Here is a 25,910-nt window from a genome sequence, read left to right as displayed (position 1 = left end):
TTCAGTTTCCCGTCGTCTCGCCCTTGTCGGCGCCGGTCTTGGCGAGCGAGGCCTTCGCCGCCGCGGCCACGCGCTCGGCCGTGAGGCCGAACTGCTCGTAGAGGGTTCTGTAGGGGGCCGAGGCGCCGAAGTGCTCCAGGCTCACCACGACGCCATCGTCTCCTACGAACTCACGCCAGCCCAGCGCGATTCCCGCCTCCACGGCGACCCTCGCGTGAACATTCGGTGGCAGGACCTCCTGCCGGTAGGCGGCGTCCTGCGCGTGGAACCACTCGACGCACGGCATCGAGACGACGCGCGTCGGGATGCCCTGCTCCTCGAGGCTCTTACGGGCGCCGAGAGCGATCTCGACCTCCGAGCCGGTGCCGATGATGACCACCTTCGGCTGCCCGTCGGAGGCGTCTTCAAGCACGTAGCCGCCCTTGGCGACCTTGCTCGCGTCGGCGGTGCCGGCGTAGACCGGCAGGTTCTGCCGGGTCAGCGCCAGCGCGGCGGGGCGGTCGTTGTGCTCCATGATGATGCGCCAGACGGCGGCGGTCTCGTTGGCGTCGGCCGGGCGGACGACGTCGAGGCCCGGGATCGCGCGCAGCGCCCACAGGTGCTCGACCGGCTGGTGGGTCGGGCCGTCTTCGCCGAGGCCGATGGAGTCGTGCGTCCAGACGTAGGTGACCGGCAGCTTCATCAGCGCGGCCAGGCGCACCGCGGGGCGCATGTAGTCGCTGAAGACCAGGAAGGTGCCGCCGTAGGGGCGGGTGCCGCCGTGCAGGGCGATGCCGTTGAGGATGGAGCCCATGCCGTGCTCGCGGATGCCGAAGTGGAGGGTGCGGCCGTAGGGCCCGCCGGGGAACTCCTTGGTCTGGAACTCCTCGGGGATGAACGACGGCTCGCCCTTCATGGTGGTGTTGTTCGACTCGGCCAGGTCGGCCGAGCCGCCCCACAACTCGGGCAGCACCGGGGCCAGGGCGCTCAGCACCTCGCCCGACGCCTTGCGGGTGGCCATCGAGCCGCCGGCCTCGAAGGTCGGCAGCGCCTCGGTCCAGCCGATGGGCAACTCCTTGGCGCTCAGCCGGTCGAGCAGGGCGGCCCGCTCGGGGTGGGCGGCGCGCCACTCCTGGTAGCCCTTGTCCCATTCGGCGTGGGCGGCCCGGCCGCGCGCGACGACGCCGCGGGCGTGCTCCAGCACGGCCTCCGGCACGACGAACGACTCGTTCGGGTCCAGGCCGAGGATCTTCTTGGTGGCGGCGATCTCGTCGGCGCCCAGCGCCGAGCCGTGGATCTTGCCGGTGTTCTGCTTGTTGGGTGCCGGCCAGCCGATGATCGTGCGCAGCCGGATGAACGACGGCCGGTCGGTCTCGGCGCGCGCGGCCTCCAGAGCGGCGTGGAGGGCGGCGACGTCCTCGACGTAGTCGCCGGTCTGGGTCCAGTCGACGGTCTGGGTGTGCCAGCCGTAGGCCCGGTAGCGGGCCACCACGTCCTCGGAGAGGGCGATCTGGGTGTCGTCCTCGATCGAGATGTGGTTGGAGTCGAAGACCACGGTCAGGTTGCCCAGGCGCTGGTGGCCGGCCAGGGCGCTGACCTCGTGGCTGATGCCCTCTTCGATGTCGCCCTCGGAGGCCACGCACCAGATGTGGTGGTCGAAGGGCGAGGTGCCGGGGGCGGCGTCGGGGTCGTAGAGGCCGCGCTCGCGGCGGGCGGCCATGGCCATGCCGACGGCGTTGCCGATGCCCTGGCCCAGCGGGCCGGTGGTGGTCTCGACGCCGAGCGTGTGGCCGTGCTCGGGGTGACCGGGGGTCAGGCTGTCCCAGGTGCGCAGGGCCTTGATGTCCTCGAGGCTCAAGCCGTAACCGGACAGATAGAGCTGAATGTAAAGGGTAAGGCTGGAATGGCCACAGGAAAGTACAAATCGGTCACGACCCACCCAGTGGGAATCGGTAGGGTCGTGTCGCATCGTCTTCTGGAACAGCAGGTATGCGGCTGGCGCCAGGCTCATCGCCGTTCCGGGGTGTCCCGAGCCCGCCTTCTCAACAGCGTCCATCGCCAGGGCGCGCACCACGTCGACGGCCTGTCGATCGAGGTCGCTCCACTCAAGACCAGCACTGCTCACTCGCTCGATCCCCTCTAGTCTTTCTTTCGCGCGTTCGGGCGTTCCCGCCCACACGGGACCCTAACGGGTGGCGACCGGTACCGTCCGGTAGGCCGCCGTCCGTGAGACGGCAGGTGGGTGAGCAGCCCCGATTCAGGGACCACGGGCCCGTCCCACTACAGTGATTTCCCTAGTTCCGGCTGCTGCCCGGAGATCCCGCTCTAATCCCGAGGTTACGCGTTGACCCCGCACGTGCTGGAAGCGCCTTGACGGTGCTCATGAAGAACGAAGCGATGGCCCCCGCCGCGGTTCGCCGCGGCGCCGGCGAGGTCATCCGGGCCTATGTGGCGCTGACCAAGCCGCGGATCATCGAGCTGCTCCTGATCACCACGCTGCCGGTCATGTTCCTCGCCGCCAAGGGCCTTCCCGATCTGTGGCTGGCGATCAACACCATGGTGTTCGGCACCCTGTCGGCGGGCAGCGCCAACGCGCTGAACTGCTACATCGACCGCGACATCGACGAGGTGATGCGCCGCACGCGGCGCCGTCCGCTGGCCCGCCACACGGTGTCCCCGAGGGGCGCGCTCACTTTTGGCGTGATTTTGGGCGCGGCTTCCACGCTGGGCCTCGGCCTGACCGTCAACTGGCTGGCCGCCGCCCTGTCCTTGGGGGCGATCCTCTTCTACGTCCTGGTCTATTCGATGTTCCTGAAGCGGCGCACGTCGCAGAACATCGTCTGGGGCGGCATCGCCGGGTGCATGCCCGTGCTGATCGGCTGGGCCGGCATCACCGGCGGCATGTCGTGGGCGCCGGTCGTGCTGTTCGGCGTGGTGTTCTTCTGGACGCCGCCGCACACCTGGACCCTGGCGATGCGCTACCGCGAGGACTACGCCGCCGCCAAGGTGCCGATGCTCCCCACGGTGGCCTCCGAGGCCACGGTCGTGAAGCAGGTCATCTGGTACACGTGGGCGACCGTGGTCTGCTCGCTGCTGCTCTGGCCGGTGGCCGGGACCTCCCTGTTCTACCCGGCCGTCGCGGCCGTGCTGGGCGCCGCCTGCCTGTTCGAGGTGTACGCCCTGCGCCACCGCCTGAAGGCGGGCAAGACCGGCGTCGACCTGCGCCCGATGCGGTTCTTCCACTGGTCGAACATCTACCTGGCGCTGCTGTTCCTGGCCGTGGCGATCGACTCCCTGATCGCCTGAGCGGACAGCGCGTCGAGGTTCCGTTACGCTCACGGAATGGCGAGCCGTGATCCACGATCGGTGTTGAGGGGGCGCCCGTCCTTCGGGCTCATCATCGGGCTCGTGGTGGCGGGCATCTGCGCGACCGTGTCGTTCTCCTTTGACATCCTCAACGGAGACCCGGTCGAGTTCTTCATCGCGCTGGCGGCGGCGATCGCGCCCGTTCCGCTGCTGCTGGCGGGGGTCCTGGCGCTCGACCGCATGGAGCCCGAGCCGCGCAGCAACCTGATCTTCGCCTTCATGTGGGGCGCGGGCATCGCGGTGCTGTTCGCCGGCCTGCTCAACTCGCTCAACCTGATTTACGTCGAGAACGCGCTGGGCGACCCCGAGGGGGCCCGCAACTACGTCGCCACCTTCGGCGCCCCGCTCGTCGAGGAGTCGATGAAGGGCCTGGTGCTGGTCGGGTTCCTGCGCTACCGGCGGCAGGAGCTCGACGGCCCGACCGACGGCATCATCTACGCCAGCATGGTGGGCCTGGGCTTCGCGATGTCCGAGAACGTCAGCTACTACCTGGCGGCGCTGACCGAGAACGGCCCCGAGGGCCTGGCCGCCACGGTGGTGCTGCGCGGGGTGCTCTCGCCGCTCGCCCACCCGCTGTTCACCTCGCTGATCGGGATCGCGGTGGCCTACGCCGCCCAGCCGCAGAACCGGGGCGCGCGCGGCGTCTGGATGGTCGTCTTCGGCTGGATCGGCGCGATGATCCTCCACGGCCTCTGGAACGGGTTCGCCTCCTTCGCCGGCTTCAACGGGCTGATCGTGGCCTACCTGATCCTGATGGCGCTGCTCTTCGTGGAGCTGTGGGTCATCGTGCGCGACCGGAAGCGGGTGGTCGGCATGATCCAGCACTACCTGCCGCCCTACGAGCGCACCGGGCTGATCACGGCCGCCGACATCGTCATGCTCTCGTCGCTGAAGCACCGGCGCGAGGCCCGCAAGTGGGCCCGCCAGCACGGCGGGCGGCGCGGGCAGCAGGCGATGAGCGACTACCAGCTGGCCGCGACCGAGCTCGGGCTGCTCCACGAGCGGGCGGTGCGCGGAGGGGTCTCCGAGGACGACTTCCTGGTCACCCAGCGGTCGCTGGCCGACCTGATGGCCCACTCGCGGGGCCTGTTCCCGGTGCCGCCGCCGCGCGTGGCCGTGCCGCCACCTTGGGCGTGAAATCTTCCGGCCACAAGAGCTTTCATCACAAATCTTGCGTAATCATACGAATGATCACTATGAATTGAGGCACGCACTCTGATCACGGAGGTTCTCTGTTGCGTGCCCCCACCGCTCTCCTGAGCGTCGCCGTCGCGGCCACGCTCCTCGCTCCGACGGGTTCGGCCTCCGCCGAGCCGACCCCGCCGCCCGGGGTGACCACCCGCGACTTCGGCAACGGTCCCGAGCGCAACGAGGAGGCCGCCGGCGTCGCCGATCCGGCCGCCGCGACGTTACGCGCCCCGGCGGGCGACACGACCCCCGCAGCCGCCGCCGAGCGGCTCAAGCACTTCCCCTTCTTCCGCGACTTCAAGGACAAGGAGCGCGGCTACCCGCGCCAGACCCGCCTGCCGGTTCCCGCCGAGAACCCGGCCGACGCCTCCGTCAAGCTGGGCCTGACGCCCTACCACGCCATCGCCGGCAAGCTGAACGCCCTCCAGGCCCGCAGCAACCGCGTCAGCGTCGAGGTCATCGCCCAGTCCCACCAGGGCCGCGACCTCTACCTCGTGACGGTCACCGCGCCCGAGAGCAAGCAGCAGGCCCGCGAGCAGGACGCCATTCGCGACCGGATCGAGAACGACGCCGCCAAGGCCGCCAAGGACCGCAAGCTGCCCGGGAAGTACAAGGCGCCGGTCTTCGTCAACAACAACATCCACGGCAACGAGTGGGAGGGCACCGACGCCGCCCTGCGCGTGATCGAGGAATTGGCGACCAGTAGCGACAAGAAGATCGTCGACCTGCTGAACCGCACCCGGCTCTACTTCAACGTCACAGCCAACCCCGACGGCCGGTTCGGCAACACCCGCGCCAACGGCGCCGGCTTCGACATGAACCGCGACTTCATCACCGCCTCGCAGCCCGAGGTCCAGGCGATGCGCCAGGTCATGATCGACACCCAGCCGGTCGCCATGATCGACCTGCACGGCTACGTCAACGGCACCCTCATCGAGCCGACGACCCCGCCCCACGGCGCCAACTACGAGTACGACGTGTTCATCAAGAACACCTACGCCAACGGCCTGGCCATGGAGCAGGCGGTGCTCGGCCTCGGCTACACGCCCGAGAAGGACGGCGTGAACCCGCCGACCATCCCGTTCCGCGACGACGCCGAGGGCTGGGACGACTGGCCCCCGATCTTCACCCCGCAGTACGCCCCCTTCCAGGGCGCGGTGGCCTCGCACACCATCGAGTTCCCGATGCGGGTCAACAACGCCGACTACAACAACCTCCCGGTCGAGGAGCTGCGGCGGCGCTCGGCCATCAACACCAACATCGCGGCGGCGGTGATGCGGGCGACGTACACCTTCGTGCAGGAGCGCCACGACCAGCTGATCGCCGACCAGATCGAGGTGTTCCGCCGGGGCGCCGCCGGCGAGCCCTCCAAGCAGGTGCCGCTGGACATCGTGCCGGGCTTCGGCCCCGAGGACGTCTACAACACCACCTTCCCGCGCGCCTACGTGATCCCGGCGGGCGACGGGCAGCGTTCGGCCACGGCCGCCGCGCGCCTGGTCGACCACCTGATCGCCAACGACGTCCGGGTGGACAAGGCGAAGAAGGCGTTCTCGGCCGGCGGCAAGCGGTACGCCGAGGGCTCCTACGTCGTCGACATGCACCAGCCCAAGCGCGGCATCGCCAACGTGATGCTGGAGCCGGGCGCCGACATCACCCCGCGCGTCGACTCCATGTACGACATCTCCGGCTGGAGCCACGCCCTGCTCTGGGGCGCCACGGTCGACTCCGTCACCTCGATCAAGGCCGACACGAAGCAGGTCGACCGGGCCGGCCTCGACGGCTCGGTGCCGTGGACGTCCCGGTCGCTCTCGCTGCGGGTCACCGACGGCCGCGAGATCCAGGCCCTGAACGAGCTGCTCGGGCAGGGTGTCCAGGTCACCTGGGCCGCCGACGGGACCGCCGTGATCCCGGCCTCGGCCCGCCGCCAGGCCGAGGGGGTCGCCCGCAAGTACGGGGTGTCCTTCGGCCAGGCGTCCACGACCACCGGCGCCAAGATCGGCCAGGTCCGGATCGCCGCCGCCGTCTCGGCCGACGAGCTGTTCACCCTGCGTGAGCTGGGCTTCCAGGTCACGCCGGTGTCGACGGCCGTGCTGAACGCCGGGTTCGACTGGAGCGGCACCGACGTGCTCTTCGTCTCCAGCGGCCTCAGCTACGCCCAGCTCACCCCCGAGGCCAGGGCGGCGCTCGACGCCTACCTGACGACGGGCGGCGTGGTCACCCGCGGCAGCACCGGCGCGACCTTCAACGGCGCGGCCGGCCTGCTCACCGTGACCCCGGTCGCCGGTCGCAGCGACGCCAACGGCGTGGTGAAGGTGACCTCGCCGGGCGGCCCGGTCGGCGGCGACGCCCCGGCGAGCTCGTTCGTCTACTCGCCGCGCTGGTTCACCGGCCTCGGCCCGGAGGTCCGCGTCGAGCAGGCGTACGCGGCCGACGGCCCGCTGGTCAGCGGCCACTGGCGGGCCAACGCCAACGGCACGGGCGGCCAGGACGCGGCCCGCGGCCAGGCGGCCGTGGTCAGCGGCCGGGACGAACGCGGCGCGGCGGTGGTCATGTTCGGCACCGAGCCGATGTTCCGCAACCACCCCAAGGGCCTGTTCGCCCAGGTGGCCAAGGCGCTCTACTGGTCGTCCTCCGCGGCGGACGTGAAGTGACCCAAGCGAGCCGCGGCCGGCCGAAGGCCGGCTGTGGCTCGCGTCCTGAATCTGCCCAAAGTGGACATGGACACGGCCCCTGGCGCTCCGGCCGGGGGCCGTGTTTCAATTCCGGCGGGCCCGAACCCGCGTGACGACCGTCGATCCGTCATGCCTGGAGGGCCCCCGTTGAAGAGAAACTCCCTCACCGCCCTTGCCGTTCTCGTGCTGGTCGCCGGGGCGGCCCTGGTCCTCTGGCGGATCGTGGGGGCGCCCGCCGAGGCGGTCCACTTCCACCCCTCGCCCGCACCCGCCGTCGCGGCCGCCAAGTGCACCGCCGAGGTGACACTGATCACCACCTGGCCTGGGGGTTTCCAGGGTGAGGCCAAGATCACCAACACCGGCACCGCGCCGATCAACGACTGGTACGTCCAGTGGAACGTCCCGCTGGAGGCGAAGATCAACCAGTCGTGGAACGGCACCTGGATGCAGAGCGGGCCCTCGGTGATGATCCACGCCGAGAAGTGGAACAAGGTGCTCAAGCCCGGTGCGACCGAGGTGGCGGGCTTCAAGGGCGACGCGAAGGAGACGCCCACCATCGCCGACATCTACTGCGGCTGAAACGTTCAGGGATCTTCCCAGGTCAGCGCCGTGCGCCGGGCCGTCTCCTCGACGGCCCGGCCGGGCCGGTGTCATCGTCCGGATCGTCACGCAGGTCATCGGGCCCCCTGCATCCGGGTGGGCCGTCTTTCCGGAGGGCGTACGTCGCATGCCCCCGATCGAGAGGACCGCAACGTGACCCGACCCCTGATCGCCGTGGTGGCCGCCTTGGCGGCACTCGTGGCGATGGTCGTCGCATCGCCGTCGGCGCAGGCCCACGGCGCCACCACCAATCCGGCCAGCCGCACCTACGCGTGTTACGTCGACGGCCTGACCGGCGGCCAGATCATCCCGAAGAACGCCGCCTGCGCCGCCGCCGTCGCCCAGGGGGGCACCCAGCCCCTCTACGACTGGTACGGCGTGCTGCGCTCCGACGGCGCCGGCCGCACCCGTGGCTACATCCCCGACGGGCAGATCTGCTCCGGCGGCAACCCCAAGTACGCCGCCTACGACCGGCCCCGCACCGACTGGCCCTCGACCAACCTGACCTCGGGGGCGCGGTACAACTTCGTCTACGGCGCCTGGGTGCCCCACCCCGGCGCGTTCCGCCTCTACGTCACCAAGCAGGGCTACGACCCGACCCAGCCGCTGACCTGGTCGATGATGGAGGACACCCCCTTCTTCACCGCCGACCCGCAGCCCGCGCTCGACAACGGCGCCTACCGCTGGACCGCCACCCTGCCGGTCCGCACCGGCCGGCACGTCATCTACGCCGTCTGGACCCGCAGCGACAGCGCCGAGACCTTCTACAGCTGCTCCGACGTGGTCTTCGGCGGCACCGCGAGCCCCTCGCCCACCCCGTCGTTCCCCGGGGGATGCGAGCCGGGAGCGCCCACTCCCGCACCCTCGTGCCCGCCGGTGAGCCCCAGCCCCAGCCCGTCGTTCCCGGGCGGGTGTGAGCCCGGCGCGCCCACCCCGGCGCCGTCGTGCCCGCCGGTCAGCCCCAGCCCGACGCCCAATCCCTCCGGCCAGTGCACCGTGACGGCCGGCATCGCGAGCGCCTGGAACAGCGGCTTCCAGGGCAGCGTGACCATCCGCAACACCGGCTCGACCCCGATCTCCTCGTGGACGGCCACCGCGACCGTCGCCTTCGGCACCACGGTCACCTCGGCCTGGAACGCCGCCTACACGCAGAGCGGCACGACGCTGACGTTCCGGGCGTTGGCGTGGAACACCACGATCCCGCCGGGCGGCTCCATCGTGATCGGCTTCTTGTCGAACTTCAGCGGCGGCGGCACCCCGACGGTCACGGCCGGCACCTGCCGGTAGACGCGCGAAGCCCGCCACGGCAGGGCGTGGCGGGCTTCCGCGGTCACGAGGTCCCGGGAATGGTAACCGGCGGCCCCCTTCCCCGGCCACGCGCGGTGACGTCCGCGCAGGTCGGATCTATGAACGTTTCGCCAGCGCGGTGTCGAGCGAGGTCTCGTAGGGCCCCAGGAACCTCGGGTCGGTCTTGAGCACCACCGAGTCGAGGAACGCCTTGCCGGTCGCGAAGAACTCGCGGGCGGCGTAGACGTAGGTGGTCAGCGCGTACTTGCGCTGGGAGTCGTCGCCGACGCCGAAGGTGGTCAGGCCGGCCTCCTGGCACAACGTCACCGCGCGGGGCAGGTGGAAGGTCTGGGTGACCACGGTCACCTGCGAGGCGCCGAAGATCTTCTTGGCGCGGACGCAGGAGTCCCAGGTGTCCAGGCCCGCGTAGTCGAGCACGAGGGCGCCGGCCGGGACGCCCTTGGCCAGCAGGTAGTCGCGCATGACCGTGGGCTCGTCGTACTCCTTGACGTGGTTGGTGCCCGACAGCAGCAGCGCCCGGACCTTCCCGGCCCGGTAGAGCGCCGCGCCGATGTCGAGGCGGTCGCGCAACATCGCGGTCGGCCAGTCGCCGACCACCCCGGCGCCCAGCACCAGCGCGACCGGCGCGGCCGGGACCCCGGCGGTCCAGCCGGGGTCGTTGGTGTCGATGCGGTGGCCGTCGCTCGACAACCACGCCCAGGTCATGGGGGCCAGGGCGGCCAGGCTGGCCGCGACGGCGCCCCGGAAGACGGCTCGTTTCACGAAGGGTCAGACGCGGGCGACCGCCTCGTGGTTCGCGAACTCGGTGATCTCGCTGCGCTCCCGCAGCGTGTGCACGAGGTGGAGGGTGGCGATCCACACGAGGGCCGCCCCCAGCACGTGGAAGCCGACCAGCAGCGCGGGCACCGCGAGGAAGTACTGGACGTACCCGATGATCCCCTGCGCGATCTCCACGCCGAACAGGATCAGCGCGGCCCGCCTGGCCCGCTCGGGCGCCTTGGTCAGGTGGAGGGCGAACAGCAGGGCGAAGGTCAGCCCCACGACGACCCACACGACGTCGGCGTGGACGCGGGCCACGATCTCGATGTCGAAGTCGAACCGGCTGGCCCGCTCGTCGCCGGAGTGGGGGCCGGTGCCCGTCGTGACGACGCCCGCGACCAGCAGCACGAGCATGGCCCCGGTCAGCACCCGGCCCAGCGTGACGATCCACGGATGGACGACCGGCACGATGGGCCCGTCGCCCTCGGCCGACCGCGCGAACAGCATGTACGCCGCCGCGATCATCCCGATCGACACCAGGAAGTGCACGCTCACGGTGACCGGGTTGAGGGCGGTCCGCACCACCAGCCCGCCCCAGAGGGCCTGGAAGACCACGCCGAGCGGCTGCACCAGCGCCAGCGGGATCAGCGAACGCCGCCTCAGCCTCCACGCGGCCAGGAACACCGCGATGGCGACCGCCAGCACAAGGAGGCTGAACATGCGGTTGCCGAACTCGATCGCGGTGTTGATCGGCGAGTGGTCCGGATGGGGGACCGGGACGAAACTGTCGGCGGTGCACCGGGGCCAGGTCGGGCAGCCGAGGCCCGAGCCCGTGAGCCGCACCGCCGCGCCCGTCACGGTGATGCCCGCGTTGACCACGACCGCCGCCAGCGCCCAGGCCCGCATGTCACGGGCCGCGGGTGTCCAGATAGAGGAGAGGAGACGCTTCACGGCGTCAATGCTAGGTGCGGTGGGGGCCGGTCCCTCTTGCGGGCCGATATGTCATGTGACATGGTACAAACCGTGGACGTTCTCGTGGTCGGAGCCGGGATCGTGGGCGCTTCATGCGCCTATGCCCTGACCCGTGCCGGTGTGCGAGTAACGGTAGTCGATCGCGGCGGAGTGGCGTCGGGCACCACCGGCGCCGGCGAGGGCAACATCCTGGTGTCCGACAAGGAACCGGGACCCGAACTGGAGCTGGCCCTCCGGTCGAACGACCTCTGGCGGAACCTCGACGAGGAGTGCGGCGGCTTCGAGTGGGACCCGAAGGGCGGCCTCGTCGTGGCCGAGACCCCGGAGGTCCTCGACGCCCTCACGACCTTCGCCGAGACGCAGCGGCGGCACGTCCCGGCCGCTGACGCCGACGCGGGCGCGCCGCCGGGTGCGGCCGGTGTCGTCGCCTCCCTCGTGCCGGCCGCGGACCTGCGGGAGTTCGAGCCGCACCTCGCCGAGGGGCTCGCCGGGGGGATCCACTACCCGCAGGACGCGCAGGTGCAGCCCATGCTGGCCGCCGCGCGCCTGCTCAGGGCGTCCGGGGCGCGGCTGGTCCGGACCGCCGTGGAGCGTTTTCTCGTCTCCGGCGACCACGTGACCGGGGTGCGCACGGGCCAGGGCGACCTGTACGCCGACGCCGTCGTCAACGCCGCCGGCACCTGGGCCGGGAGCTTCCCGCAGGCGCCCCTGCCGATCCGGCCGCGCAAGGGCTTCATCCTGGTCACCCAGCCGTTCGCCGTCCCGCCGGTGCGGCACAAGGTCTACACGGCCGCCTACGTCACCAACGTCGCCAGCGACGCCGAGGGGCTGGAGACCTCCGGCGTCATCGAGTCGACCCAGGCGGGCACCGTGCTCATCGGGGCCTCCCGGCAACGGGTCGGCTACGACACCGCCATCGACTACACGGTCCTGGCGAAGCTCGCCAAGCAGGCGGTCGGGCTGTTCCCGGTGCTGCGGACCGCGCAGGTCATGCGGGCGTACGCGGGGCTGCGGCCGTACTCGCCCGATCATCTGCCGGTCATCGGGCCCGACCACCGGCTCGGGGGCCTCTTCCACGCCTGCGGGCACGAGGGCGCGGGCATCGGGCTGGCCCCGGCCACCGCCGAGATGGTCACCGCTCAGGTCACCGGCGGACGGCCGCCGGTCGATCCGGCGCCCTTCGCCCCGGGGAGGTTCGCGTGATCGAGTTCCGCTTCGAAGGACGGGCGATCGCCGCAGAGGAGGGGCAGTCGATCGGGGCGGCCCTGCACGCCGCCGGGATCCGGTCGTGGCGCACCACCCGGTTCGGCGGCCGTCCGCGCGGCCTCTTCTGCGCCATCGGCGCCTGCTTCGACTGCCTGCTCACCGTCAACGGCGCCCCCGACCAGCGCGCCTGCCAGACCGTGGCGCGCGCCGGCGACGAGGTGGGCCCGTGAGCTACGACCTCGCCGTCGTCGGGGCCGGGCCCGCCGGCCTGACCGCCGCCCGCGTGGCCGCCAAGCGCGGCCTGCGCGTCGCCCTGATCGACGCCTACGCCCGCACCGGCGGCCAGTTCCTCCGGGGGGCCGCGCAGCCCCGCCTGACCGGCGTCGACGTGAAACTCGGGCAGCGGGTGTGGGCGGTGGAGAGGTCCTCCGGCGGCTTCGAGATCCACGCCTCGACGACCACGACCGCCGCGATCCTGCTGGTCGCCACCGGCGCGCACGACAAGGTCATCCCGTTCCCGGGCTGGGATCTTCCCGGGGTGCTGACCGCCGGGGGCGCGCAGGCCCTGGTCAAGGGGGAGCGGATCAGGCCCGGCGCGGAGATGGTGGTGGCCGGGACCGGGCCGTTCCTGCTGCCCGTCGCGGTCACGCTGCTGGAGGCGGGGGTGCGGGTCAAGGAGGTCCTGGAGGCCAACCGGCCCGCGCCCCGGATGGCGGCCGCGCTGGCCCGGATCCCGTCGAAGGCCGCCGAGGCGCTGGGTTACGCGCGGCGGCTGGCCGAGGCGCGGGTGCCCTACCGGACCGGGCACGCCGTGGTCGCCGCCCACGGCGAGGACTCCGTCGAGGGCGTCACCGTCGCCCGGCTCACCCCCGGCTGGCGGCCCTACGCCTGGCGCACCGTCGACTGCGACACCGTCGCCGTCGGCTACGGCTTCACCCCGCAGGTCGACCTGCCGCTCCAGCTCGGCTGCGCCCTCACCGGCGACCACGTCGTCACCGACGACCGGCAGCGCACCTCCGTCGAGGGGGTGCTGGCCGCCGGTGAGGTGACCGGGGTCGCGGGCGCGCCGAGCGCCGTCGTCGAGGGCGCGCTGGCCGTCCACTCCCTGGTGGGGGAGCCGCCGCCCCGGCTGCTGGCGGAGAAGGCGCGGCTGCGCCGCTTCGCGCGGGCCCTCGACCTGAGCTATCCCGTCCGCGACGGCTGGCGTGACTGGCTCACGCCCGACACCGTCGTCTGCCGCTGCGAGGAGGTCACCCTGCGCGCGATCGACGAGGCCCGCGACCTCGGCGCGCACGACCCCCGCACCCTCAAACTGCTGGCCCGGCCCGGAATGGGCTGGTGCCAGGGCCGCATGTGCGGCCACGCCGTCGCCAGGCTCACCGGGCATGAGCCGGCCCCCCAGAAACGGCCGTTCGCCCAGCCGATCACCCTCGCAGACCTGACCCTGCACGATCGAGAGGACAACGCGTGATCCGACCTTGGCACGGAATCATGGTGGCCACCGCGCTCCCCTTCACCCGCGACCTGGCCGTCGACCACGACGCCTTCGGCGCCCACTGCCGCCGGCTGGTCGACGAGGGGTGCGACGGCGTGGTCCCCAACGGCTCGCTGGGCGAATACCAGACCCTGACGCCCGACGAGCGGGCCCGGGTGGTCCGGACCGCCGTCGAGGCCGTCGGCGGCGAGCGGGTGATGCCGGGCGTGGCCGCCTACGGCTCCCGTGAGGCCCTGAGCTGGGCGGAGCAGGCCCGCGACGCGGGGTGCGCGAGCGTGATGCTGCTGCCGCCCAACGCCTACCGGGCCGACGAGGGCGCGGTGTTCGAGCACTACCGGACCGTCGCCAAGGCCGGGTTGCCGATCGTCGCCTACAACAACCCGATCGACACCAAGGTCGACCTGACCCCGGCGCTGCTGGCCCGGCTGTTCGGCGAGGGCCTCATCGTGGCGGTCAAGGAGTTCACCGGGGACGTGCGGCGGGCGTACATGATCAGGGAGCTCGCGCCCGAGCTCGACCTGCTCGTGGGCTCCGACGATGTGGTGCTGGAGTTGCTCACCGCCGGGGCGAAGGGCTGGATCGCCGGGTTCCCCAACTCGGTGACGCGCAAGTGCGTCGACCTCTACCGGGCCGCCGCCGCGGGCGACCTGACCACGGCGCTGCCGCTGTACCGCGATCTGCACCCCCTGCTCAGATGGGACGCACGGGTAGAGTTCGTGCAGGCGATCAAGTTGTCGATGGACGTGGCCGGCCTCAACGGCGGCGCGTGCCGGCCGCCCCGCCTGCCGCTCCCCGCCGACGTCGCGGCCGAGATCAGCGCCGCCACAGAGAAGGTCATGTGACGTGCGCACCCGAAGGATCTTCCACGCCGTCGACTCCCACACCGAGGGCATGCCCACCCGGGTGATCACCGGCGGCGTCGGGGTCATCCCCGGCGCGACCATGGCCGAGCGCCGCGAGCACTTCATGGCCCACCTCGACCACCTCCGCACCCTGCTCATGTACGAGCCCAGAGGGCACGCCGCCATGAGCGGCGCCATCCTCCAGCCGCCCACCCGGCCCGACGCCGACTGGGGCGTGCTCTACATCGAGGTCTCCGGCTGCCTGCCGATGTGCGGCCACGGCACGATCGGCGTGGCGACCGTGCTGGTGGAGACCGGCATGGTCGAGGTCGTCGAGCCGGTGACGACGATCCGGCTCGACACCCCGGCCGGGCTGGTCACCGCGTCGGTGACGGTCCGCGACGGCGTCGCCGAGTCGGTCACGATCGAGAACGTGCCCTCCTACGTCGAGGGCCTGGCCCGGACCGTGAAGGTCGACGGGTTCGGCGAGCTCGCCTACGACCTGGCCTACGGGGGCAACTTCTACGCGATCCTGCCGATCGAGTTGGTGGGGCTGCCGTTCGACCGGGCGTACAAGCAGCAGATCCTGGACGCCGGTCTGGCGATCATGGAGGCGATCAACGACGGCGGCGAGCCGGTCCACCCCGTGGACCCCGGCATCCGCGGCTGCCACCACGTGCAGTTCCTCGCCCCCGGCTCGACCGCGCGGCACTCCCGGCACGCCATGGCCATCCATCCCGGCTGGTTCGACCGGTCCCCGTGCGGGACCGGCACCAGCGCCCGCATGGCCCAGCTGCACGCCCGGGGCGACTTGCCCATCGGTGCCGATTTCACCAACGAGTCCTTCATCGGCACGACCTTCACGGGCCGCCTGGTCGCCGAGGCGACCGTGGGGGAGCACCAGGCCGTGGTGCCCCACATCACCGGCCGCGCCTGGCTCACCGGCACCGCGCAGTACTTCCTTGATCCACGCGACCCCTTCCCGGCGGGATTCCTGCTCTGACCAGGCGGTCGCGTACCGGTCCGAACCGGTACGATCACCAGATCCGATGTCACGGATGGGAGTGGAATGGGCACGGGAGCAGAGGGACTCGGCCTGCCGGTCGTGGGTGAGCGGCAGAGCCTGCGCGAACAGGTCGCGCAAGCCCTCAGAGACGCGCTGGTCGCGGGTGAGATGAGGCCGGGGGTCGTCTACTCCGCGCCGGTGCTCGCGGCCCAGTTCGGCGTCTCCGCGACCCCGGTCCGCGAGGCGATGCTCGACCTGGCCAAGGAGGGCCTGGTCGAGGCGGTGCGCAACAAGGGGTTCCGGGTCACCGAGATGTCCGACTCCGACCTCGACGACATCACCGAGATCCGCCGCCTCATCGAGGTGCCCACGGTCGCCCGGCTGGCCGAGTCGGGGCGCGGGGCCGACTTCGAGCGGCTGCGCCCCCTGGCCCGCGAGATCGTCACCTCGGCCGAACGCGGCGACCTGCTCACCTACGTCAACGCCGACCTGCGCTTCCACGTCGAGCTGCTGGGCCTGGCGGGCAACGCCCACCTGGTCGAGGTGGTGCGCGAACTGCGCGGCCGGGCCCGCCTCTACGGGCTGAAGGGCCTGGCCGACGCCGGGAAGCTGGTCGACTCGGCGCGCGAGCACGTCGAACTGCTCGACGCCCTGATCGACGGCGACCGGGCCGCGGCCGAGCACATCATGGGCCACCACATCCAGCACGTCCGCGGCATCTGGGCCAACAAGCCCGAGTGACTCAGCCCGGGTGACTCAGCCCGAGCGCGCGGCGCCGACCGAGGCCACCACCACACACCCGATGGCGGCCCACTCGCGCAGGTGCAGGATCTCGCCGAGCACGACGAGCCCCACGAGGGCGGCGACGGCCGGTTCGAGCGACATCAGGATGCCGAACACCCGCTTCGGCATCCGGCGCAGCGCCTCGAGCTCCAGCGAGTAGGGGATGACCGACGACAGCAGCCCCACGCCGAGCCCGATCAGCAGGATCGTCGGGTCGAGCAGCCCCATGCCGCCCGAGACGACGCCCGGCGGGGCGATCACGAGGGTCGCCACGATCATCGCGAAGGCCAGCCCCGACGTGCCGGGGAACCGCTGCCCCACCGACGCCGACAGCAGGATGTAGGCGCCCCAGCAGACCCCGGCCCCGGCCGCGAAGGCGATGCCGACCCAGTCGGCGTTGGCGGCGTCACCCCAGGGGGCGAGCAGCACGATCCCGGTCGCGGCCAGCCCGACCCACAGCAGGTCGAGCCGCCGGCGGGACGCCGCCACGGCCACCGCCAGCGGCCCCATGAACTCGATGGCGACCGCGATGCCGATGGGCAGCCGGGCCAGCGCCTCGTAGAACGAGAGGTTCATCAGCGCGAGGATCGCCCCGAAGGCCGTCCCGATCCCGAGGCTCCGCCACGAGAGCCCCCGGACCCGGGGACGGACGAAGGCCACCAGCACGAGCGTGCCGGCGGCGATCCGCAGGAAGACCACGGCGGTGGGGGAGAGCTGGGCGAACAGGTTCTTGGCCAGGCCCGCGCCGATCTGCACCGACACGATGCCCAGCATCACCAGCAGCGGCGGCGGAACGGCGTCGGCGAGCCGGAACGATCCCTTGTACGCCCCCGCGTCAGCGGTCACCGTCGCCCCCTCACCCGAAATCAGCGGATCTCACTGTAAGGGGCAAACACCAAGATCGCTCATGATTCCGCCCTGTGAGACGGCCCGGGGAGCTACTCCCAGCGGAACCAGCGAGCGGCCGCGGCCAGGGCAAGCACGGCCCACGACAGCAGCACCAGCGCCGCGCCCACGGGGAAGCCCCCCACCCCGGTCAGCACCGACCGCACGCCGTCGGTCAGGGCGGTGATGGGCAGGATCTCCAGCAGCGGCCGGATGCTCTCGGGGAAGGCCGAGACCGGCAGCACCACCCCGCCCAGCGCGAGCAGCAGCAGGTAGACCAGGTTGGCCCCGGCCAGCGTCGCCTCGGCCCGCAGGGTGCCGGCCATCAGCAGGCCGAGGCCGCTGAAGGCCGCCGTGCCCAGGACGACCAGCAGCGCCACCGTGAGCGGGTTGCCGTGGGGCGCCCAGCCGAGCGCGAGCGCCACCAGCACCAGCACGACGATCTGCAGCACCTCGACCACGATCACCGCCGCGGTCTTGGCCAGCATCAGGCCGGTCCGCGACAGGGGAGTGGCCCCCAGGCGCTTCAGGACGCCGTAGCGCCGCTCGAAGCCGGTCGCGATGGCCTGGCCGGTGAACGCCGTCGAGAGCACCGCCAGGGCCAGCACGCCGGGCGCGACGAAGTCGACCCGGGGGCCCTCGACGTCGAGGAACGGCGCCTTGGAGAATCCCACGAGCAGCAGGATCGGGATGATCAGGGTCAGCAGCAGCTGCTCGCCGTTGCGCAGCGTGGCGCGGACCTCCGCGCCCGCCTGGGCGAGCACCATCTGGGCCAGCGGGGCCGCCCCGGGCGCCGGCGACAGGTCGAGGGTGGTCAACGTAGCTCCCGTCCGGTCAGCTCCAGGAAGACGTCTTCCAGGGTGCGCCGCTCGATGCTGAGGTCTTCGGTCGTCACGCCCTCGGTCGCGCACCACGCGGTCACCGTGGCCAGCAGCGACGGGTCGACCTGGCCTTCGATGATGTAGTGGCCGGCCGGGGACTCCTTGGCCGCGCTCCCGGGCGGCAGCGCGCTGAGCACCTCGTCGAGGTTGAGCCCCGGGCGGGCGCGGAACCGGAGCTGGCGCTCGGCGCCGGTCAGCTCGGCGGGCGAGCCCTCGGCGACCACGCGGCCCCGGTCGATGATCACGACGTGGTCGGAGAGCTTCTCCGCCTCGTCCATGTGGTGGGTGGTCAGCACCACCGACACCCCGGCGGCGCGCAGCTCGCGGACCATGTCCCAGCAGGCGTGCCGGGCCTGCGGGTCGAGCCCGGCCGTGGGTTCGTCGAGGAAGACCAGTTCGGGACGGCCGATGACGGCCGCCGCGAGCCCGAGCCGCTGCTGCTGGCCGCCGGACAGCCGTCGGTAGGGGGTGCGGGCGTGGTCGGACAGCCCCAGCCGGTCGAGCAGGGCCTGGGGGTCGAGCGGGTGGGCGTGGAAGCGCGAGACCAGCCGCAGCCACTCGCCGGCGCGGGCCGCCTGGGGCACCCCGCCCGACTGGAGCATGATCCCGATCCGCGGCTTCAGCTCCGGGTCGTCGGGCGCGCGCCCGAGGACCCGCACCGAACCGGAGTCGGCCGTGCGGAAGCCCTCGCAGATCTCGATCGTGGAGGTCTTCCCGGCGCCGTTGGGGCCGAGCACGGCGGTCACCTCGCCCCGGCGGCAGCGCAGGTCGAGGTGGTCGACCGCGGTGACCCGGCCGTAGCGCTTGACCAGATCGCGGACCTCGACCGCGGCGTCTTCCATGCCTTCGAGTGTAGGGAGTGAGCACCCCGCCTCCGTCCGCGACCGGGCCGGTAAAGGCTTGCTCCGGGTACGTCCACGGTCCCCGACGGCGAGGTTTGTGCATGTAAGGGTGGAAATGTCCCCATAGCTCAAACGCAAGGAGGGTGGCGCATGTCCGAATTCACGAGCTATGCACCCGGTGTGCCGTGTTGGGTGGATCTGTCCACCCCTGACATCGACGCGTCCACCGAGTTCTACACCGAGCTCTTCGGCTGGACGGCCGTCTTCGACGAGGCGAGCGAGGACTACGGCGGCTACGGCGTCTTCCACCTGCACGGCAAGTACGTCGCCGGGATCGGCCCCGTCTACCAGGAGGGCATGCCGGCCGCCTGGAACACCTACGTGTGCACCGACGACATCGCCAAGACCACCGAACTGGTCCGCGAGTTCGGCGGCACCATCGTCACCGAGCCCACGCAGATCATGGACGAGGGCCGCATGGCCGGCTACCTCGACCCCGCCGGGGCCTACATCTGCGCCTGGCAGCCGATCGACAAGCCGGGGGCCCAGCTCGCCAACGAGCCCGGCACGCTCAACTGGAGCGAGCTGATCACCCGCGACCCCTTCCGGTCCAGGGAGTTCTACGGCGACGTCTTCGGCTGGACGGCCGACACCCGGCCCATGGGGGACATGGAGTACACCACCTTCGCCCAGAACGGGCACGTGCTGGCCGGGATGATGGCCATGCCCGACGTCCTGCCCGCCGAGGTGCCGTCGTACTGGCTGGCCTACCTGGGCGTCGACAACCTCGGCGCCGCCGTCGAGGAGTCCGCCCGGCTGGGCGCCACCCAGATGGTCGGGCCGACCGAGGTGCCCGGCATGGGCAACTTCGCCATCGTCACCGACCCCGCCGGGGCGGCCGTGGGGCTCTGGGAGAGCACCCCGTAGAAACGAGAGAACCGGCCGGTAAGCACCCCGGCCGGTTCTCCCTCATTCAGGTGTTGCTCAGAAGGCGATGTCCTGCCAGGTCGAGACCTGGTTGGCGGGCAGCGCGTAGGGGAGCACGGCCATCCGGTCGACCGCGCCGGTCATCCGCTCGCCGCCGCCCTGGTTGGCGGCGAAGATCAGCGGCCGGTTGTTGCAGCCGTAGATGCCGGTCGAACCGGTGTTGCCGCCGCCCGCGCGGACGCCGTCGACGTAGACGTCGATGGCCCCGTTGCGGTTGAGGGTGATCACCAGGTCGATGTAGCGGCCGGTGGGCAGCGTCGCGTTGGTCGTGACGCCCTGGCCGGCGCCGATGAGGCGCAGGCGGTTGTCCGGCGTGACGTCCATCAGGACGCCGTCGGTGCCCGGGTTGCCCGAGGGCTGCGAGTCGAACAGGCGCCGGTAGCCGGAGCCGCCGATCTTCACCTCGGCCGCGAACGTGGCCTCACGCAGGTAGCCGATGGTCGTCGGCTGCTCGGTGCGGACGTAGTTCTGGCCGCCCAGGATCAGGCCGCCGTCGGCGTCGTAGGTCGCCGCGCCGTTGACCACGACGCCGTTCCGGCCGGAGCCGGACTGGTCGGCGATGGTCGTGCCCTCCTGCGGGTCCCAGGCGACGATGGCACGGTCGGCCGGGGGAACCGCACAGGGGTTGAGGGCGGCGCCGGTCGCGGCGCTGATCGACCAGCCGGAGCCGGCCAGGGTCGCCTGGATGCGCGCCGAGGTCGCTCCGGTGGACGGACCGGCCGTGACGTTGACCGTGATCTCCCTGCTCTCGCCCGCCGGAACGGACGCGACCGGGGTCGAGGCCGGGTCGGCGGTCCAGCCCGAGGGGAGCTGGAGGGTCAGGGTGCCCGCCGGGGAGGCGTTCTGGATCGCGGTGACGGTCGCCTTGATCGGGACGACCTGGCCGGCGCCGATCTCGGCCGGAGCCGACACCGACAGCTGGATCTCGTTGTAGAGGGTGTACGTCCGGCCCGCCTCGGCGCCGAACGTCAGGGTGTCGCCGGTGCGGATCGCGTCGACCGGGTTGCCCTGGTCGTCCACGAATGAGTAACGGGCGTTGATCGCGCCGGCGCGGACCTTCAGCTCACCGGTGTCGCCGGCCTTGATGACGGCCTTGGTGAGGCTGCTGTTGGACCACTCGACGTCGACGGTCGCGTTGCCGCGGGCGCGCAGGCCGGAGACCGAACCGTTCTTCCACACGGCCGGGAGGGCCGGGAGGACGTGGATGGTGTCCTGGTGCGACTGCAGCAGCATCTCGGTGACACCCGAGGTGGCGCCGAAGTTGCCGTCGATCTGGAACGGCGGGTGGGTGTCGAACAGGTTGTCCAGCGTCGACGACTTGAGCTGCTCGCTGAGCATCTTGTGCGAGTGGTCGCCGTCGAGCAGGCGCGCCCAGAAGTTGATCTTCCAGGCCTTCGACCAGCCGGTGCCGCCGTCGCCGCGCGCGGTCAGCGAGATCTTGGCGGCCTCGCCCGCGGGGGTGCCGGCCTTGATCGCGTTGCCCGGGTGCACCGCGAACAGGTGCGAGACGTGGCGGTGGTCGTTGTTGGGGTTGTCCAGGTCTTCCTTCCACTCCTGGAGCTGGCCCCAGGAGCCGATGCGGATGCCCGGGTCGAGCTTGGCCAGGGTGTTGGTCAGCTCGGCCTGCAGCGCCGGGTCGACCTTGAGGGTCTTGGCGGCGTTCAGGGTGTTGGTGAGCAGTTCGGTGACGATCTGCTGCGACATCGACGCGCCGGCCGTGAACTGGCCGTTCTCCGGCGAGTACGACGGGGAGACCACGAGCTTGCCGTCACGCGGGTCGGTGTGCAGGAAGTCGAGCCAGAACTCGGCCGCGCCCTTCATCACCGGGTAGGCGGTGCGCTTGAGGTACTTCTCGTCGCCGTTGAACCGGTAGTGGTCGTACATCTGCTGGGTGGTCCAGGCCGCGGCCTCGGGGAACCAGAACGACTCGGGGTAGTTGTGCAGGCCCGTGAAGCCCCAGGGGTTGGTCTCGTTGTTCACGACCCAGCCGCGCGCGTTGTACATGTCGGTCGCGGTCTTGGTGCCGGGGGCGACCATCGAGGCGATGTACTCGTCGTAGGGAACCGTGGTCTCGGCCAGGTTCGTCTGCTCGGCGAGCCAGTAGTTCATCTGCAGGTTGATGTTGACGTGGTAGTCGGCGTCCCACGGGGGGTTGGTGACGTTGTTCCACACGCCCTGCAGGTTGGCCGGCAGCGACCCCTCACGCGAGGAGGAGATCAGCAGGTAGCGGCCGTACTGGTAGAACATGGCCTCCAGGTAGCGGTCCTGCGCCGACGAACCGCCGGTGTAGGCCGCGCGCAGCTGGTTGGTCGGCAGGTTCGGCGCCTGCTGGCCCAGGTTCAGCTTCACCCGGTCGAACAGCTCGTGGTAGTCGTTCAGGTGGGCCTGCTTGAGGGCCGCGTACGACATCGACGACGCCCAGTTGGCCCAGTGGCGCACGTTGTCGTGCGGGTCCTCGGTCCGGTACGTCGGGTATTCCATCGAGTAGTCGGTGCCGGCCGAGATCACGAACCACGCGGCGTTGGCGTTGGCGACCGTGATGCGGTCGGTCCCGTCGGTCCGCGAACCGCCCTCGGTGACGACGTTGACCTGCGACTCGAAGTTGAGCCCGTTGTTGGCCAGCTTGCCGCGGATGGTCATGCGGCCCTTGGCGACGCTGACCGTCTTGTCGTTGCGCGGCGAGGTGTGGCGGACGGTGAAGTTCACCTTGCCGGCCGCGTCGGCCGAGATGCGGCCCACGATCACGTTGTTGGGGTAGGACGCGAAGTACTCGCGCTTGTAGGTGACGCCGGCGTCCTTGTAGGTCACGGCGGCGACCGCGTCGTTCAGGTTCAGCGACCGCTTGTAGTCGGTCGGGTTCGCCGGCGCGCCCGGGAAGTCCAGGAACATGTCGCCGAACGTCTGGTAGGACCCGAAGTTCGTCTTGCCCTGACCGAGGCGCTGCGCCACCTGGGCCGGGGTCATCTGCTTGTTCTGGTCGATGAGCGCCTGGACGTCGGCGATCGCGGTGGGCCGCGGCGTCGTCCAGTTGCCGAAGTTGTAGCCGTTGGAGCCGGGCCCGCCGGTCCAGAGGGTCTTCTCGTTGAACTGGATCTGCTCGGTGGCGACGCCACCGTAGATCATCGCGCCGAGGGCGCCGTTACCGATCGGAAGGGCCTGCGACTCCCAGTTGGTCGCGGGCTTGTCGTACCAGAGGGTCAGATCGTCCTGCGCGGCTGCGGCCTCCTGGACCTGAGCCGTGGCGGTGCTGCCCTGCAGCACCGGCACGCCCAGAGCCATGGCCAGCCCCAGCGCCGTGGCGGCGCCGAGCAGCCGCCGTGGGGGGTGACTCACGGGTGTTCCTTATGGGTCAGGGTTGGTGATCTCACAATGAAATAGCACCGAAATCTGGGCGAAACAAGCTTTGAGATCCGATGAATTTCACCGCAACCAAGTTGTGACCCCGACACGGGGAGTGGTCTAGTCCGATGGATTAGGCTTTTTGATCAACAAAAGTCGACGCGCGAGGTACCTGACGATGGAGAGATCGGATCAATTTCTGACTCCACCATGAACAGACATCGGACCTCTGAGTCATCGGGGTGAGGCGACGGCGGACGGCCACCATAGTGAGCCGGGGCTTGTCGCGGCGGGAATCCGGCCACATCCGACGACGTCCGAGAACTTCGATCTCCCGCGCGCGCCGAAGCGGCGGTGACGGATACATGTGAGCGGGATGGGTCGGATGTGGATTCCGGGCTTCCGATAAGCCGGTACAGACCGGCGCAGAAGGCGAGCCTGGACGCGGGTGGGTCACGGTTCCCTCGCTCTGGCGGCGCGGCACCCACGGTGAGGCCCAGGATTGCGGCCATGGCGAGGCGGGACGATTCGTGGCGATACGCGCTGGGCTGGTGGGGCGGAGTCGCGGGCGTGACCGGGCTCCTCGCCTTGATCGGAGCCGCCCTCCTCGGCGCGGGCGGGCTGCAGGCGGCGGCGAACGTCGCCCAGGTGGTCGGTGTCGTTCTGGTGGTTCCCACCCTCCTGGTTCCTCTGTGGCTGTGGCGGCGCAGCCCGCCGGCCCGGCCGGTGGTGACGACCGCGCACGTGTCCCACGCCAAGGACGTGCTGGCGGGGATGGTGGAGTACCAATGGAGAACGGAGGCGCGGCTGCGGTCGGTCGACGACCCCGCCCCGATCCCGGTCCGATGGCACGCCACCCCTGCCAAAGATCTGATGGATCGGCCGGTCAACCTGACTCCGGCCCTGCGGCGGCTGACCGCTTCCAGCGACGACGTCGTCGCGGCGGTCGGCAAGTTCCGCAGTATGCGCCGCCGCCGTCTGGTCGTCCTCGGTGGTCCCGGCACTGGGAAGACCACCCTGGCAGTGCAGATGGTCAGGGAACTGCTGGCCTCCCGTGCCGGTCATCCGGAGGAACCGGTGCCGGTGCTGATGTCGCTCGCCGGTTGGGACGTCGCGGCCTGCCCCTCCCTGCACGAGTGGCTCGCCGTGCGGCTCGAACAGGACTATCCCGCGCTCCGGGCCGCCGAACTGCCCGCCGGGATGGCCGGGACACTGGCCACGCGCGGGCACGTCCTTCCCGTGCTGGACGGGCTGGACGAACTTTCGCCGCCGACCCGGCAGGCCGTCATCGTGGCGCTGAACCGGTCTCTGGCCGACACCGATCAGCTGATCCTCACCAGCCGGACGACTGAATACGGCTCCGCGGTGCACGACGCCGGAGACGTCCTTCGCTCGGCCATGGTCATCGAGGCGCGACCGGTGCCATCGAGGACGGCGGCGGCCTACTTGAAGCGGTGCCTGCCCCCGCAGCCGCCGGACGGATGGGACCGGCTCCTGGCCGTCCTGCGGGCGACGCCCGCCACGCCTGATCAGGGAACGCCCTTGGCCGTGGTGGCCGGCAACGCCCTGGGCCTGTGGCTGCTGCGCGTCGTCTACTGCGACGGCCGCGCCGATCCCGCGCCGCTGCTGGAACCCGGCCGTTTCCCCAGCGCCGAGGCCCTGCGGGGGCATCTGCTCGACGGTCTCATCCCCGCCCTCATCGCCGCGCGCCCGCCCAGTGGCGACCCTGCCGACCCCTTCCGGCCCCGGCGCCGGCACGACCCCGATCAGACCCGGCACTGGCTGGCCTTCCTGGCGGCCACTCTGCCCGATTCCCGCGATCTCGCCTGGTGGCACCTGGCGCGGAGGACCGGAACCTTCACCACGTCGACCAGGCGCCTGCTCGGGCTTGTATCCGGACTCGTCGCCGCGATCGTGTTCGGATCCATGTACGGGCCCGCGTCCGCGGTCGTGTGCGGCGTCGCGCTGGGGAGCGTGGTGGGGGCGACCTCGAAATCGTGGCCGTCGCAGGAACCGGGGCTCGCCAGGTTCGACCTGAACGGTCGAAAATCCCTCCTGGCGCTCAAGGTCGCCGGGGAACTCGTGTCCGGGCTCAGGGAAAGCCTGGTGAGCGGGCTGGCGAGCGGGATCGCCTGTGCGCTTCCGATCATGCTCCTGCTGCTCCCCCTGTGGTGGGCGCAGGCGAACGAGTCCCAGGAGGCACCTCCGATGGAGGATCTCATGGCCGTGTTCGTGATCGCGTTTCTGATGGGGCTGCTGGCCGGGTTCGTGATGAGGTTCTCCACCATCGCGTTCGGGCTCATCGGGCGGCTGGAGGCTCCCGCGGCGGACCTGGCGACGGCGCCGATCGCCACGTGGCGGGCCGACCGCGCCCTCAATCTCGCGCGGACCGCCGTGGTCGGGGTCGTGAGCGGAACCGGGATCGGGCTCATGGCCGGGGCTCGGGGCCTGTTCGCCGACGGCGGGGACGGGTTCGTGGCCGGCTTTCTGGCTGGATTCGTCTCCGGGTTCGCGACCGGGTTCCTGATCGGGGCGGTCGTGGGGCTGCTTGCCGGGAATCACCACGCCTGGCCGGCATTCGTGGTCACGAGTTACCGGCTGGCCCGGTCCGGCCGGTTGCCGCGCGCGCTCATGCCGTTCTTGGACGACATGCACCGGCTGGGGCTGCTGCGCGCGATCGGTCCGGTTTACCAATTCCGGCATGCCGATCTACATGACCATCTCGGCGACCGGCGGCGCTAAACCACAGACCACGTCGTCCGAGGTCAGGGACAGATCCAGGGATGGCAGGCGTTATGCT

20 protein-coding genes are annotated in these 25,910 nt (G+C 71.0%); 13 read left to right on the top strand and 7 right to left on the bottom strand.

Features of this window, described 5'->3' with window-relative positions:
• Position 1 precedes the first annotated feature (1 nt).
• Complete coding sequence (gene tkt, locus AW271_RS26870; protein WP_083977259.1) at positions 2-2,104, bottom strand: transketolase; 2,103 nt, start codon at positions 2,102-2,104, stop codon at positions 2-4.
• A 257-nt stretch (positions 2,105-2,361) separates the two neighbouring features.
• Here tkt and AW271_RS26865 point away from each other — a divergent pair, with 257 nt between their 5' ends.
• The 5 genes from AW271_RS26865 (at position 2,362) to AW271_RS42955 (ending at position 9,092) form a co-directional block, all read left to right on the top strand.
• A complete protein-coding gene (locus AW271_RS26865) occupies positions 2,362-3,285 on the top strand; it encodes a heme o synthase (protein ID WP_062340442.1) in 924 nt (307 codons plus the stop codon).
• 102 nt (positions 3,286-3,387) lie between these two features.
• Positions 3,388-4,482 carry a PrsW family intramembrane metalloprotease gene (locus AW271_RS26860; RefSeq protein ID WP_245653212.1) on the top strand — a complete coding sequence of 365 codons (1,095 nt, stop codon included), beginning with the start codon at positions 3,388-3,390 and terminating at the stop codon, positions 4,480-4,482.
• Positions 4,483-4,580: 98 nt separating this feature from the next.
• Positions 4,581-7,184: a M14 family zinc carboxypeptidase gene (locus AW271_RS26855; RefSeq protein WP_083977258.1), complete on the top strand. Its 2,604-nt coding sequence runs from the start codon at positions 4,581-4,583 to the stop codon at positions 7,182-7,184.
• A 168-nt stretch (positions 7,185-7,352) separates the two neighbouring features.
• Entirely contained in the window at positions 7,353-7,784 is a 432-nt protein-coding gene (locus AW271_RS26850) for a cellulose binding domain-containing protein (protein WP_169806405.1), read from the top strand.
• Positions 7,785-7,958: 174 nt separating this feature from the next.
• Positions 7,959-9,092 carry a lytic polysaccharide monooxygenase gene (locus AW271_RS42955; RefSeq protein WP_062340376.1) on the top strand — a complete coding sequence of 378 codons (1,134 nt, stop codon included), beginning with the start codon at positions 7,959-7,961 and terminating at the stop codon, positions 9,090-9,092.
• A gap of 117 nt (positions 9,093-9,209) precedes the next feature.
• Here AW271_RS42955 and AW271_RS26840 read toward each other — a convergent pair whose 3' ends face one another.
• Entirely contained in the window at positions 9,210-9,875 is a 666-nt protein-coding gene (locus AW271_RS26840) for a SanA/YdcF family protein (RefSeq protein WP_062340375.1), read from the bottom strand.
• 6 nt (positions 9,876-9,881) lie between these two features.
• Positions 9,882-10,823 (bottom strand): COX15/CtaA family protein, encoded by a 942-nt coding sequence (locus AW271_RS26835; protein WP_245653211.1) that lies wholly within the window; start codon positions 10,821-10,823, stop codon positions 9,882-9,884.
• A gap of 48 nt (positions 10,824-10,871) precedes the next feature.
• Here AW271_RS26835 and AW271_RS41665 point away from each other — a divergent pair, with 48 nt between their 5' ends.
• From AW271_RS41665 to AW271_RS26805, 6 genes are all read left to right on the top strand, one after another.
• A complete protein-coding gene (locus AW271_RS41665) occupies positions 10,872-12,047 on the top strand; it encodes an NAD(P)/FAD-dependent oxidoreductase (protein WP_369408473.1) in 1,176 nt (391 codons plus the stop codon).
• Complete coding sequence (locus AW271_RS41660; protein ID WP_062340372.1) at positions 12,044-12,280, top strand: (2Fe-2S)-binding protein; 237 nt, start codon at positions 12,044-12,046, stop codon at positions 12,278-12,280. The genes AW271_RS41665 and AW271_RS41660 overlap by 4 nt, the downstream gene beginning before the upstream one ends.
• The gene (locus tag AW271_RS42950; protein ID WP_062340371.1) at positions 12,277-13,521 is read left to right on the top strand and encodes an NAD(P)/FAD-dependent oxidoreductase; all 1,245 of its coding nucleotides are present in this window, start codon (positions 12,277-12,279) and stop codon (positions 13,519-13,521) included. The genes AW271_RS41660 and AW271_RS42950 overlap by 4 nt, the downstream gene beginning before the upstream one ends.
• The gene (locus AW271_RS26815; protein WP_245653210.1) at positions 13,518-14,387 is read left to right on the top strand and encodes a dihydrodipicolinate synthase family protein; all 870 of its coding nucleotides are present in this window, start codon (positions 13,518-13,520) and stop codon (positions 14,385-14,387) included. The genes AW271_RS42950 and AW271_RS26815 overlap by 4 nt, the downstream gene beginning before the upstream one ends.
• Before the next feature lies 1 nt (position 14,388).
• Entirely contained in the window at positions 14,389-15,390 is a 1,002-nt protein-coding gene (locus AW271_RS26810; RefSeq protein WP_062340369.1) for a proline racemase family protein, read from the top strand.
• A gap of 66 nt (positions 15,391-15,456) precedes the next feature.
• Positions 15,457-16,134 (top strand): GntR family transcriptional regulator, encoded by a 678-nt coding sequence (locus AW271_RS26805; RefSeq protein WP_062340368.1) that lies wholly within the window; start codon positions 15,457-15,459, stop codon positions 16,132-16,134.
• 15 nt (positions 16,135-16,149) lie between these two features.
• On the opposite strand, the gene AW271_RS26800 is transcribed toward AW271_RS26805, so the two are convergent.
• The 3 genes from AW271_RS26800 to AW271_RS41640 all read right to left on the bottom strand — a co-directional run bounded on the left by AW271_RS26800 (position 16,150) and on the right by AW271_RS41640 (position 18,784).
• Positions 16,150-17,022 carry an EamA family transporter gene (locus tag AW271_RS26800; RefSeq protein ID WP_062340367.1) on the bottom strand — a complete coding sequence of 291 codons (873 nt, stop codon included), beginning with the start codon at positions 17,020-17,022 and terminating at the stop codon, positions 16,150-16,152.
• Positions 17,023-17,114: 92 nt separating this feature from the next.
• Positions 17,115-17,879: an ABC transporter permease gene (locus tag AW271_RS41645; protein WP_439649006.1), complete on the bottom strand. Its 765-nt coding sequence runs from the start codon at positions 17,877-17,879 to the stop codon at positions 17,115-17,117.
• Positions 17,876-18,784 (bottom strand): ABC transporter ATP-binding protein, encoded by a 909-nt coding sequence (locus AW271_RS41640; RefSeq protein WP_062340366.1) that lies wholly within the window; start codon positions 18,782-18,784, stop codon positions 17,876-17,878. The genes AW271_RS41645 and AW271_RS41640 overlap by 4 nt, the downstream gene beginning before the upstream one ends.
• Positions 18,785-18,934: 150 nt before the next feature.
• Between AW271_RS41640 and AW271_RS26785 the strand changes: the two genes are divergently transcribed.
• Positions 18,935-19,711: a VOC family protein gene (locus AW271_RS26785; protein ID WP_063818122.1), complete on the top strand. Its 777-nt coding sequence runs from the start codon at positions 18,935-18,937 to the stop codon at positions 19,709-19,711.
• 57 nt (positions 19,712-19,768) lie between these two features.
• Here AW271_RS26785 and AW271_RS26780 read toward each other — a convergent pair whose 3' ends face one another.
• Positions 19,769-23,104: a glycosyl hydrolase family 95 catalytic domain-containing protein gene (locus tag AW271_RS26780; RefSeq protein ID WP_062340364.1), complete on the bottom strand. Its 3,336-nt coding sequence runs from the start codon at positions 23,102-23,104 to the stop codon at positions 19,769-19,771.
• Positions 23,105-23,620: 516 nt separating this feature from the next.
• Here AW271_RS26780 and AW271_RS26775 point away from each other — a divergent pair.
• Positions 23,621-25,852 carry an NACHT domain-containing protein gene (locus AW271_RS26775; RefSeq protein WP_083977252.1) on the top strand — a complete coding sequence of 744 codons (2,232 nt, stop codon included), beginning with the start codon at positions 23,621-23,623 and terminating at the stop codon, positions 25,850-25,852.
• Positions 25,853-25,910 lie beyond the last annotated feature (58 nt).

Origin of the sequence: Herbidospora sakaeratensis (genome assembly GCF_001570525.1) — a bacterium.
Classification (GTDB): Bacteria; Actinomycetota; Actinomycetes; order Streptosporangiales; family Streptosporangiaceae; genus Herbidospora; species Herbidospora sakaeratensis.
Note: the sequence above shows the minus strand (reverse complement) of the source record. Positions and strands in the feature narration are given on the sequence as shown.